Below are 11,760 nucleotides of genomic sequence, written 5' to 3'. Positions count from 1 at the left end.
TGTTTTTCTTTTTCTTGCAAAAAATCCAATTGTTTCTTAAGGTAAGGATGTAGAAGGATGAACAAGAGAGGGTTTAATGAAGATGATACATATTTTATTAGCTGATGATGATAAGCATATTAGAGAATTGTTACATTACCATTTGCAAAAAGAGGGGTTTAAAGTTTTTGAAGCAGAAGATGGAAAGGTAGCACAAGACGTATTAGAGAAAGAGAATATTCACCTTGCGATAGTAGACATTATGATGCCGTTTGTTGATGGCTATACGTTATGTGAAGAAATCCGGAAGTATCATGATATACCGGTTATTTTATTAACTGCGAAAGATCAGTTAGTTGATAAAGAAAAAGGATTCATTTCTGGTACGGACGATTATATTGTAAAGCCATTTGAACCAGCTGAAGTCATTTTCCGTATGAAGGCATTACTGCGTCGTTATCAAATGCTGAGTGCTGATATTATTACACTTCATGGAACAACAATTGATCGTAAAGGTATCGAAGTAAAGTGTAATGGTCAAACGATTCTGCTTCCATTAAAGGAATTTGAGTTATTATCACAACTTGCTAGTTATCCGGGAAGGACATTTTCAAGAGAAGAATTAATTGAATTAGTATGGGGAATGGATTTTGAAGGGGACGAACGAACAGTTGATGTTCATGTGAAGCGACTGAGAGATCGTTTCTCAAAACGAACGGATGATTTTCAAATTACGACAGTACGCGGACTCGGTTATAAGTTGGAGTTGAAATAAGATGAAATCATTATACTCTAGATTTGTTTTTATGACGGTTGGAATCATGCTACTTAGCAGTATTATCGGTTTTTTATTAACAAATGTATACTATCAAGTGAAGTTAAAACCGTACAATAGTGAAAAGATTTTAATGTATGCGGAAGAAGTAAAATCGTTATATGAAAAGCAAAGTGAAGAAAATCAAGAGGCGTACTTACAGTCTATCGCGAAATTAGGATATGAAATTTATATTGTCGATGATCAAAAGAACGGAAAGCGTATTGGCAATGCGTTTCGTAAGACGACAATTAGTGATGACACCGTTCGTAAAGTATTGCAAGGGGAAACGTTTAACGGCGTTTCTACATATCCAACACGCCTCTTTATTACGGGGTTTTTCGATAATGAATTAATTAATAGTGTCGGTGTGCCGGTAAAACACGGTGATAAACAGTACGCTTTATTCATTCGTCCTGACATTCAGCAACAATTTGGTGAGATGCGAATTTTTCTAGCGGTATTACTAGGGTTTATCGTTTTATTAAGTATTATTTTTATTGCGATTGCAGCAGGGTATATCATTCGCCCAATTCGTAAGTTCACGAGGGCTACGCAAAAAATTGCGAGTGGTAAATATGAAATTGAATTAGATGTAAAACGAAAAGATGAAATTGGTACGTTATCTACAAGCTTCCAAAAGATGACGAAAAGTATAAAAGAGTTAGATGAAATGAGACAAGAATTCGTTTCGAACGTTTCACATGAATTTCAATCGCCACTTTCATCCATACAAGGTTTTTCGAAAACATTGCAAACAGAAAAGATGAGTGAAGAAGAAAGAAACCATTACTTACAAATTATTGAGGGCGAAAGTAAGCGAATGTCTAGTTTATGTAAACAGTTACTTACGCTCGCTTCTTTAGACAAAGAAGAGAAAGTATTGCAAATAAAAGAATTTAATCTGCAGAAGCAAATTAAAGACGTCATTTTTATGCTCGAATGGAAATGGCGTGAAAAAGATATCGCTGTTGAATTTGATGTGCCAGACATTACAATACAAGGCGATGAAAACTTACTTCATCAAGTATGGAGTAACATCTTTACGAATAGTATTAAGTTTTCAAACGACGGCGGAACGATTGAATTTGTTGTAGAAGAATTAGAATCAAGTGTGATGATCTATATATCAGACAACGGAATTGGTATGGAAACAGAAGAAATGGATCGTATATTTGATCGTTTTTACAAAGTAGATACAGCAAGAGCAAGAAACGTAGAAGGTAGCGGTTTAGGATTATCGATTGTACAGAAGATTGTAGAACTGCATAACGGAAACGTTTCAGTGTATAGTACGAAAGGGGAAGGGACTACTGTTCAGGTGGAGCTTCCGAAATAGATGAAAGAGGCTGCTACGGAAGGGCCTCTTCTTTTTTGGTTTCTAGTATACGTGTAAAGTGAAAAAATGTGAGTCATTTTCATTACATAATCGGACGAGTTTGTGGAGTGAGCTCAGGAGGAAGTTTATTTAAACATGTAGAATCTCTACAGAGTTATAAGGATTGTATTAAAACTTGAACCGTATAGGGAGGAAATTACTTTGAAACGAATTGACTTGTTATTAAACGTACTAGATTCAACATTCGATAAAGAGAGTTGGTATGCACCGTTTAAACATGCTATAGAAGGACTTACAGCCGAACAGGCTATGTGGAAACCATATGGTGAGGCAACGAATACCATTTGGGAGAGCGTTAATCATCTCATTTATTACAAAGAGAGGCTTGCTGCAAACTTGGAAGGCCGTGAATGGACACATAATCTTGACGGTAATGACACTTTTTATCTTACTAAGCAATCTAATGATGACACGGAATGGAAGGAAGTCGTTGAACGTTCTGAAAATGCTCAGCGTAATTTAAGACAGGTATTGAGCGCGATTTCCGAAAAAGAGCTTGAACAAAATTCACTCGAGAAGAAATTACTGGACATCATGCTTCATGATGCTTATCATACAGGCCAAATTATTCAATTAAGGAAAATGCAGGGGTCTTGGCCATCAAATCGTTAATTGAACGTTTTAGTTGGTGCTATTGTTATATTTTTAGTGAAGTATTTTACATCCAAAATTAAATAACTACATTTTAACCCCGTCCCAAATCTAGAACGGGGTTATGTTTGTTCCTGCTATAAAGCTGTACCTTTCCCGCGCTCTTCCCTAAAATGAACTCCAAAAGTATCCGCTGTAATTTCATCAGCTTTCGGCAATGCTCGTAATTTCGGATGAAGCAGCCATATGAGAGAAATAAATAAAATACCGATGCTAGCGAGCGCAAAAATGAGTTGGCTACTAAATACATTTGCGGTGTATCCGCCAATTAAAGAACCGAACGGCATAGCAATTGTGCCCATACTTTGCATGACTGAGTTAATGCGTCCAAGATATTGATTTGGAATTGCAATTTGACTAATTGTCGCAAATAATATGTTGGTGGCACCGATTGGTATCCAAGCTAGGCCGAAAAAGAGAATAGATAGCCATTGAAACGGTACAATCGTAGAGAGAAACCAAAAGATAGCGCCAGTCGCAAAGCTAATAATGGAGACACGGCCAACATTACGTTTGCCAACCCATGAACTGAATAATGCACCGATGAGACTACCTGCTGATATAGCAGCTAAGAAGAAGCCATATGTTTTCACGCCTCCAACAGAATCAGCGTAAGAAGGGAGTATCGCCATTGTCATACCGATTGAAAAATTAGCGACAACTGAACCGATTAAGAAGGCGCCCATTAATGAACGGAAGACGATCGAAAAGCCTTCTTTTAAATCAGAGAAATATTGTTTAGTTGAAAGTGATGTATTGTTTTCCGCTTGCTTTGGCATTTTCAATGAAAAGAACAAAAGGGCAGTAATCGCGAATGTGAAAGAGTCGATTACATATAAAGTGATTGCGCCAAGTAGTGCTACTAATATGCCAGAAAGCGTCGTGCAAATTAAATCAATGCCTTGATATGCAAATGAAAAGAGTGAATTTCCTTTTAATAATTGTGTTTTATTCAATAGAAGTGGTAAAGCTTTTGATTGTGCGGGATAGGTGAATTGTTCGATAAAGGCTACGATAGGCATAATGATGAGTAGTAGTTGAACAGTTAATAGGTCGAAGTAGTGTGTAATAGGAATGATTAATATAAGAATACATTGCAAAACTTGTGTAATGACGAGGGTGTTTTTGATTGACCATCTATCAACGAATGGACCGGTAAGAAATTGAAGTGCAGAAGGTAATAATGTAAGGAAACCAGCCAATCCAGAATAAAAAGGATTACCACTCAGTTTATATACGAGCCACATCGCCGCTACATAATACAAACTATCTCCTATGTTTGTAAAAATTCTCCCTAAAAACAATAAGAGGAAATTCCGGTTTTTCAATATGTCCATTTAATCTACTCCTTTATAATATATTTATTCGGTAAAATAAATTTGACCGTTTATGTAAAAAAATCGTATTACGATTTTTCTTCTTTTTTCACAAAGCGCTGCATCGCTCGTTCGTCGATTTGTAGTGCAGTAGTAGAAATGTAATAAGATTTACTATTTGGATCTTTATCTGCATCTTTTGTAATCTCGTTTAATTCAGACATCACTTCATAAAACTTTTTCACCCACACTTGAAATTGTTCTGGCGTAGCATCAAACTCCCAGCAAGATGAAACGTAATTCCACTCAGCTGGATCTTCGCTGATTTTCCGTAATGTAAAAGCTTCTTCAGGTGCAGCGAGAATATGGCTTTTCGTCATTTCCGTCATTTGTAAAAAGATTTGGCGACCGGATTCGCTTAATATTTCTAAATGAGGTAATAGGTTCGCGGCAGGGGTGAAGCCTTTAGCGACAGATTGATAAAACTTTTGAATGATGCCATTCTTTTCTTCTGTATAAACAATTTCTATAAAACCATTCTTTTCTAATTCTTTTAAATGATAATGAATTTTCGCCCTTGGAATGCCGAATTTCTCAGATAGTAGTTGTCCTGTATAAGGACGTTCGCATAGACGCATCATCATTTCGACACGTAGTGGATCGCTTATTGCTTTTAGTTGGCTATAAGTAGTGAGTGTTAACATGGGCTTCAAAATGATCAACTCCTTAAATAAAATTACTCGGTCAAGATTATTTGACTGAATTGTATCAAGGATTCTAGTTATTTTCAATACTTTCTGAAAATTAAATCTTCCCCTCTGTAATCTTCTGTTCATATTCCGTTCATATTTCTTTTTTATGATTAGTGCATAGAAAAAAAGAGGAAGGAGCGAGCGAAATGTTTTTAGCTCTGCGTGAATTGAAACAATCAAAATTAAGATACGGATTAATCGGACTGATTATGGTGTTATTATCATTTTTAGTTCTTGTTATTTCAGGATTAGCAAATGGACTATCATATGATAATGCTTCATCGATTCAAAATATGGAGGCAAACAAGTTTGTTTTAGCAGATGATGCGGAAAATAAATTACTTCGTTCACAAATTAAGAAAGATGATGTAGATAACGTAGTAAATCAAGTAGGCGAGAAAGAGGCCGTTCCGTTTCGTGTGAAAGTTTCAACGTATGAAAAGAAAGATAGTTCGAAAAAAGTGGATGTTGCTATTTTCTCCAGTGAACGTGATTCATTTTTAGAACCGAACATTGTAAAAGGTGAGAAATTAGGCACAGCAAATAACGAAATGGTTGCTGATGAATCTATTAAAGAAAAAGGAATCGATATTGGAGATACAATTATTGATCCTGTTTCAAAGAAAGAATTTACAATCGTTGGATTTACGAAAGACCAAATGTTTAGCCATACACCAGTCGTTTATGTAAATGAAGACGTATGGGGCTCTATTTCACAACCAAACCAAAAAGATTATAGTGCAATTGCGCTGCATACAGATAAAGAAATTAAAAATGCACATGTTATCGACAAAAAAGAAGTATTACAAAGTATTCCAGGATTTAAAGAAGAGCAAGGAACATTAACGATGATCATTGCGTTCTTACTTGTTATCGCTGCGTTACTAATCGGTGTATTCTTCTACGTCATTACACTGCAAAAAACACAACAATTAGGTGTATTAAAAGCAATCGGTACAAAGAATTCTTATTTAGCAAATAGCTTAGTCGTGCAGGCGTTATTCTTATCAGTCGTTGCGATGGTAATTAGTATTGTCCTTGTACAAGGATTAGAACAAATTTTACCAGCAGGTATGCCGTTCTTATTAACAACACCGATGATTGCACAATATGCAGCAATCTTTATCGTAATTAGTATTTTAGGAACACTTATTTCGTTATACCAAGTATTAAAAGTTGATGCATTAGAAGCAATTGGAGGCGGGATGTAATGACTTCATTATTGAAATTAGACAAAGTAAGTAAAGTGTACGGAGAAGGGAATACGGAAGTAACAGCCCTTCATCCGATGTCCCTTGATGTGAAAGCTGGAGAATTTATCGGAATCGTTGGTCCTTCTGGATCAGGGAAAAGTACGTTATTATCAATCGCGGGTGCATTATTATCACCTTCAAAAGGGGATATTTACATTCGTGAGCAAAATATTACACAGTTATCAGAAAAGGAAATGACAGACATTCGTTTGAAAAAAATCGGCTTCATTTTCCAGTTTGCAAATCTTGTTCCATATTTAAATGTTAAAGAACAATTGCTTTATATTGCAAAGCTTAAAAAAGAAAACAAACAAGACTCAGAAAAGCGTGCGGATCATTTATTAGCGGCATTTGGATTAGGAGAAAGAAAAAATCATTATCCAAATCAACTATCTGGCGGGGAAAAACAAAGGGTAGCAATCGCTCGTGCGTTTATGAACAACCCCGACTTAATATTAGCGGATGAACCAACAGCAAGTTTAGACTCAAAACGCGCACGTGAAGTCGTTGAAATGATGAAAAGTGAAGTGAAAGAGAGCCAAAAAGCAGCAATTATGATTACGCATGATGAAAGAATGCTTGATGTATGTGATCGTATATTGACGCTTAGAGATGGGAAGTTAATATAAAGAAAAAAGACAATCACACATAAATGTGCGGTTGTCTTTCGTATAATTATTTTAAAATAGGTATAATTGCTTTACTTTGAGAATAACGCTTTAATTTTATTTCGTGTTACTAATAAAACGCCGCCTAATACAGATAACATACCTAAAGCCATATTATTTGATTGCTCACTACCGGCGTTAGGAAGTTCTCTAGTATTATTGTCTACATTTGTAGTACCAGTCTTTGTTTCTGTTTGTTTCGATTGAGATACTTCATTAATTTTGTTATCGACATTTTGCTTCGTTGTATGTACCTCAGCTAATTTGTCATCAATTTTTTTCTCAGTATGTTTAAAGTCGTTGATTTTAATATCTAAGTCTTGTTTTTTCTTTGTTAAATCGTCTGAAACAGTTTGTTTCGCTTGTTTTATTTCGTTAATTTTATTTAGTAAATCTTCTCTAGCTTTTTGTAATTCAGCAAGTTTGTTTTTTACATCTTGTTTAGCTAGTTCTAAGTTAGCGGAAAGACTATCTAAATTGCCTTTAATTTTCTTAAGTTCCTCTAACGTGTTCCCAGTATTCGGCTTATTTTCTTTTAGCTCAGCAAGTTTGTCCTCAGCAGTTTGTTTTGCTTTCTTTAACTCAGCTAATTTTTCATCTACCTGTTTTTTAACTTCCTTAAGTTCATTAACCTTTTGATCGATATTTTCTTTATGTTGCTTAATTTCATTCACTTTTTCATCGACAGTTTGTTTATGTTCTTTAATCTCATTAACCTTATTATCGATATTTTGCTTATGTTCTTTAACTTCAGCAACTTTGTCTTCTACTTGTTTTTTATGCTCTTTAATTTTAGCGATTTTATCTTCGGCGATTTGCTTGTCTTGCTGAAGTTTTGCATCTAACTCTTGTTTACGTTGTTTCATTTCGTTAATTTTTTCATCAGCAACTTGTTTACGCTCATGTAGTTCATTAACCTTCGTATCAACATTTTCCTTAACTTGGTTAAGTTCATTCAATGTTTGATCCACGTTTTCTTTGTGCTGCTGCAATTTCGCATCTAACTCTTGTCTATGTTGTTTAATTTCAGCTAATCGATCTCCCGTACTTTGCTGAGGAGTAGCATCAGTTACTTCCGCATGAGCAGAGTTTGCGCCAGCAATCATTGCTAAAGCTAGTGTAGACGCAGCAATTGTTTGTTTTGTTTTCATATTATTGTACCTCTTTTCTTTCATATGCATGAGCTGTTTTGTGTAAAATTGAGCATATAGAAGTAGATTATCTTATCATTATATACCATGTACGATGTCTAGAGGAAGTATTTGCATAATAATCTATGATTATGTAATTTTTATAGTCTCTTATTTTTGGGTAGGGGACAAATCTTTAGCAAGATGCACAATTTCTTCTATAGTAGAGTTTATATCCTTGCTATTGCGAATAACAAACAAATAATCAGCCTCGTTTTCTATAGGATCTACCACATCTTCGTGAAGTGATTCAGAATGTTGTCGATCGAGTACTTCTTTGAAACTAGAATAATCACCTCTAAAAATATTTGTACTTCGCGTGCTTCGAGCTACTCTTTCGTAAAGGACATCATCTGGAATATCAAAATGAACGAGTATGCGTACATAGTCATCTTTCTGAAACAATTCATTGAGTAAATACATCCTGCCGTTTCGACTTCTATTTGAGTTGCAAATAATAAGGTGTAAACTCGTATGTTCTTTTGCATAATCAACAATGAATTTCGAAAAACCGTGCTTAAATGTATTAGTGCCTTCATCCGGCTGTAATTTTTCGTAATGTGTGTTGATAAATTCAGCTTGGTTATCTTGATCCATAACGAAAGAGTTGGGTAACTCTTTTTCTAGTTCTTTAGCAAATGTAGTTTTTCCGCTGTGTGTTTTTCCTACGGTAATAATGACTAATCGTTTCATATTGGCCTCCATATGTATTGTTATAATTTGGAACATTCTGTGTGAATCGACAATTTTCCTGCCAGAGAATATACAAATTGTTGGTTTGATAGCAGGCTAGAAACTTGACAAAAAAACTTATTTATTCTATAATTTACCGATATATAAATAAAGTGTATAATAGGGTTCTCCTGGCCAGGGGAACCCTATTTTTGTTGTAAAAATGAAGGAGTGTATGTGCGTGAAAAAAGGTGAAGCGAGTGTAACGTCGCTAGTATCAGCTTTCGGAAGAGCGTATCATAGTGAATTTGATCGTCCTAAAATCTTTGATGATTATGTAGCTAAAGATTTCATTTCACCAAAAGAACGTAACGATATTGAAACGAATATGGTTCAAGGGATACATTTTTTCAATACAGACATTGCACAGCAGTTTCAAGACAATCCACAAGAAATATTAAAATGGATTACACAAGTTCAATTATCACCAACACCTTTGGCACGCGCGGCATATTGTGAAAGAGTATTACTACATGAAATTACATTAGGCGCAAAACAATACGTCATACTCGGTGCTGGCTTAGACACATTTAGTTTTAGACACCGAGAGTTAGAGAATAAAATAGAAATATTTGAAGTGGATCATCCTTCTACGCAAGCGTTTAAAATACAAAGAGTGAAAGAAGCAAAGTATGAAATTCCAAACAATCTTCATTTTGTTTCGATGGATTTCACTAAAGATTTCTCGAAGCAAACATTAGTAAATGAAGGATTTGAAAATAAAAAGACGTTTTTTAGCCTATTAGGTGTTACGTACTATTTAACGAAAGAGGAACTATCTAGTTTAATAGAACGTTTATTTGCGATGGTTCCAGATGGAAGTTCTATCGTTGTTGATTATCCGGATGAAAATTTATTTACGGAAAAAGGACTGTCCAATCGAGTTGAAAATATGGTGAAAATAGCTGCAGTAGGCGGAGAACCGATGAAATCGTGTTTTTCTTATACAGAAATGGAAGCACTATTAGAGAAGGCGGGCTTACTCATTTATGAGCACTTATCACCAGAGGATATTGATAAGTTATACTTTGAAGGACGAAATGATTATTTAGAAGCTTTTGAGACGGTGCATTATGTGCATGCGGTGAAGAGGTAGAGGATTAGTAGGCATGGGGAGAAATCTCTGTGTCTTTTTTTATTAAATTTCCTGCCCTTGAATAAAGAACAGTAAAACCCCTAAGCATGTAAATTTTTGATTTTTATTACAATTATGTAAGGTTAAGTAATAAAAATCGATAGAACGGGATATTAGAATGGGATACTCTGATTGATGGGTAGAATATTCTGAAAAAAGGGGTAGAACAAATGAAGAATAGGCAAAAAGCATCGATAATATGCAAAAGTATTTTATGTTTAATTATTTGCATATTTATTACGAATGAAGCGTGTTTTACAAATGTGGTGAGGGCAGAATCGGGTATGTTGACTGATAGGAGTATAGAGGATTTCAAAAAAAAGTTGGATGAACAGGTACCAAAATGGCAGGGGAATTATGAGGTACCAGGGATTGCAATAGGGATTGTACATGAGGGGCGTATTGCTTATACACTAAACTACGGTTATGTAGATAAAAAGACAAAAAAAGCGGTGAGTGATGATACTTTGTTTCAAGCTGGTTCCATATCTAAAAGCCTTACAGCGTGGGGAATCCTACATCTTGTAGATGAAGGTCGTTTATCACTAGATGATCCCGTTGGAAAATATCTGACCAAATGGAAATTACCTAATTCAGAGTTTAATAATAATGAAGTTACGATAAGAAGATTATTAAGTCATACAGCAGGACTGTCTGCACATAAAGGATACCTTGGGGTTGTACCAGGGAAAAATCTTAATTCTATCGAGGAGTCTCTGTCTGGAAAAGGATGGCTTAATGAACCAGTGGAGGTTACCAATAAACCAGGTTCAGAAACAATTTACTCTGGTGGCGGATATACAATTTTACAACTTGTAATTGAAGAGGTTACCGGAATACCGTTTAATCGTTATATGGAAGAACAAATTATGAAACCTTTAGGAATGAAATCTAGTTCATTCTTACAACGTCCTGAAAACTATAACCTTTCGAAAGCTTATGGATATTTTGGAGAGGAACTTCCTAGTTACCAATTTACTGAACAAGCTGCTGCAGGTCTCAAGACAAATGTTACGGATATGATGACATTAATACTTGCAAGCATGGATGCAAATAATAAAGGGAATGGTGTCATCAAAAGTGAACGTGTTGAGGAAATGCAAAAGCCAGTATTAGGGGAGAATGGTTTAGGTATATTTGAAAAAAAAATATCTAATCAATGGGAATTAATTTATCATTCTGGTGACAATCGAGGCTGGCACTCTTTTTATGGTTTCATTCCTAATACAAAAGATGGATTGGTAATCCTTACAAATGGTGAAGGTGGTATAGATTTACGACAGGATATTTACCACGCATGGATGGAATATGAAACTGGAAAATTACCTGAAAGTTACTTCTCTCTAGCTGAGCAGAGAAAAAGCAATTCCATTACATCAATTGTTATTGGAGCCACACTTAGTGTATATTTGCTGCTATTTGTAATTAGATTGTACAAAGGTAGAAGAACTTTCATTTTTAAGCAAGAGAAGAAACCCTACATCGGATTAGTAGTTAGGACATTTTTACTTATTATTACTGCTATTCTCGTTTTTTCTGCTGCCTATTTGTGGAGAGTTTTCAGCTTGAATTCCGGTAATACAATAAACTTTATTCTAATAATGGTATGGATTATAACATTATTAATTAGTGGATTTTTCCCGAAAATTAGAAGTAATAAAAAACAACGTATGAGACTAAAAGATTTAACATCAAAATTTACATGTATGTAATGTTAAAGGCTAGAAAGCTAGATTGGCGTGAATCGCTAATTGTGGTTTGCAAAAAACGACAAAATCTCTTAAGAAACACTTAACTTTTAACGTCATCTATCTTTACAATCCCTCCTTATAATGTGAATTGGACAAGCACCTTAGAGAAAGCAGAACATG

At 35.0% G+C, this 11,760-nt stretch carries 11 protein-coding genes; 7 read left to right on the top strand and 4 right to left on the bottom strand.

Features of this window, described 5'->3' with window-relative positions; genetic code table 11:
• The first annotated feature begins 76 nt into the window (after window positions 1–76).
• From ILS93_RS03800 to ILS93_RS03790, 3 genes are all read left to right on the top strand, one after another.
• Entirely contained in the window at window positions 77–754 is a 678-nt protein-coding gene (locus ILS93_RS03800; RefSeq protein ID WP_081257291.1) for a response regulator transcription factor, read from the top strand.
• Window position 755: 1 nt separating this feature from the next.
• Window positions 756–2,132 (top strand): sensor histidine kinase, encoded by a 1,377-nt coding sequence (locus tag ILS93_RS03795; RefSeq protein ID WP_064475811.1) that lies wholly within the window; start codon window positions 756–758, stop codon window positions 2,130–2,132.
• A gap of 201 nt (window positions 2,133–2,333) precedes the next feature.
• Window positions 2,334–2,804: a DinB family protein gene (locus ILS93_RS03790; protein WP_064475810.1), complete on the top strand. Its 471-nt coding sequence runs from the start codon at window positions 2,334–2,336 to the stop codon at window positions 2,802–2,804.
• A gap of 116 nt (window positions 2,805–2,920) precedes the next feature.
• Here ILS93_RS03790 and ILS93_RS03785 read toward each other — a convergent pair whose 3' ends face one another.
• Window positions 2,921–4,180, bottom strand: a complete 1,260-nt coding sequence (locus tag ILS93_RS03785) for an MFS transporter (protein WP_222660008.1) — start codon at window positions 4,178–4,180, stop codon at window positions 2,921–2,923.
• Window positions 4,181–4,248: 68 nt separating this feature from the next.
• Window positions 4,249–4,872: an ArsR/SmtB family transcription factor gene (locus ILS93_RS03780; protein WP_048559929.1), complete on the bottom strand. Its 624-nt coding sequence runs from the start codon at window positions 4,870–4,872 to the stop codon at window positions 4,249–4,251.
• Window positions 4,873–5,057: 185 nt separating this feature from the next.
• Between ILS93_RS03780 and ILS93_RS03775 the strand changes: the two genes are divergently transcribed.
• Both ILS93_RS03775 and ILS93_RS03770 read left to right on the top strand, forming a co-directional pair.
• Window positions 5,058–6,122 carry an ABC transporter permease gene (locus tag ILS93_RS03775; RefSeq protein WP_064475807.1) on the top strand — a complete coding sequence of 355 codons (1,065 nt, stop codon included), beginning with the start codon at window positions 5,058–5,060 and terminating at the stop codon, window positions 6,120–6,122.
• Window positions 6,122–6,793, top strand: coding sequence for an ABC transporter ATP-binding protein (locus ILS93_RS03770; protein WP_222660005.1), 672 nt, complete (start codon window positions 6,122–6,124; stop codon window positions 6,791–6,793). Before ILS93_RS03775 ends, ILS93_RS03770 begins: the two co-directional genes overlap by 1 nt.
• A gap of 71 nt (window positions 6,794–6,864) precedes the next feature.
• On the opposite strand, the gene ILS93_RS03765 is transcribed toward ILS93_RS03770, so the two are convergent.
• Both ILS93_RS03765 and ILS93_RS03760 read right to left on the bottom strand, forming a co-directional pair.
• Window positions 6,865–7,983, bottom strand: coding sequence for an LPXTG cell wall anchor domain-containing protein (locus ILS93_RS03765; protein WP_149174086.1), 1,119 nt, complete (start codon window positions 7,981–7,983; stop codon window positions 6,865–6,867).
• 150 nt (window positions 7,984–8,133) lie between these two features.
• Complete coding sequence (locus ILS93_RS03760; RefSeq protein WP_149174103.1) at window positions 8,134–8,727, bottom strand: ATP-binding protein; 594 nt, start codon at window positions 8,725–8,727, stop codon at window positions 8,134–8,136.
• A gap of 202 nt (window positions 8,728–8,929) precedes the next feature.
• On the opposite strand from ILS93_RS03760, the gene ILS93_RS03755 reads away from it, so the two are divergent.
• Window positions 8,930–9,850 (top strand): class I SAM-dependent methyltransferase, encoded by a 921-nt coding sequence (locus ILS93_RS03755; RefSeq protein WP_088047170.1) that lies wholly within the window; start codon window positions 8,930–8,932, stop codon window positions 9,848–9,850.
• 209 nt (window positions 9,851–10,059) lie between these two features.
• On the top strand, window positions 10,060–11,601 hold the full coding sequence (locus tag ILS93_RS03750; protein WP_222655267.1) for a serine hydrolase domain-containing protein: 1,542 nt from the start codon (window positions 10,060–10,062) through the stop codon (window positions 11,599–11,601).
• Window positions 11,602–11,760: the final 159 nt, after the last annotated feature.

The sequence above is a fragment of the Bacillus sp. 16GRE42 genome (assembly GCF_019837435.1).
In the GTDB taxonomy this organism is placed as follows: Bacteria; Bacillota; Bacilli; order Bacillales; family Bacillaceae_G; genus Bacillus_A; species Bacillus_A wiedmannii.
This window is presented reverse-complemented; position numbering and strand designations above follow the sequence as displayed.

Excerpts from the sequence above, each read along its gene's own strand:
- ILS93_RS03750 (WP_222655267.1), top strand. The coding sequence starts at position 10,060 with ATGAAGAATAGGCAAAAAGCATCGATAATATGCAAAAGTATTTTATGT.
- ILS93_RS03755 (WP_088047170.1), top strand. The coding sequence starts at position 8,930 with ATGTGCGTGAAAAAAGGTGAAGCGAGTGTAACGTCGCTAGTATCAGCT.
- ILS93_RS03770 (WP_222660005.1), top strand. The coding sequence starts at position 6,122 with ATGACTTCATTATTGAAATTAGACAAAGTAAGTAAAGTGTACGGAGAA.
- ILS93_RS03765 (WP_149174086.1), bottom strand. The coding sequence starts at position 7,983 with ATGAAAACAAAACAAACAATTGCTGCGTCTACACTAGCTTTAGCAATG.
- ILS93_RS03800 (WP_081257291.1), top strand. The coding sequence starts at position 77 with ATGAAGATGATACATATTTTATTAGCTGATGATGATAAGCATATTAGA.
- ILS93_RS03795 (WP_064475811.1), top strand. The coding sequence starts at position 756 with ATGAAATCATTATACTCTAGATTTGTTTTTATGACGGTTGGAATCATG.
- ILS93_RS03775 (WP_064475807.1), top strand. The coding sequence starts at position 5,058 with ATGTTTTTAGCTCTGCGTGAATTGAAACAATCAAAATTAAGATACGGA.
- ILS93_RS03760 (WP_149174103.1), bottom strand. The coding sequence starts at position 8,727 with ATGGAGGCCAATATGAAACGATTAGTCATTATTACCGTAGGAAAAACA.
- ILS93_RS03785 (WP_222660008.1), bottom strand. The coding sequence starts at position 4,180 with ATGGACATATTGAAAAACCGGAATTTCCTCTTATTGTTTTTAGGGAGA.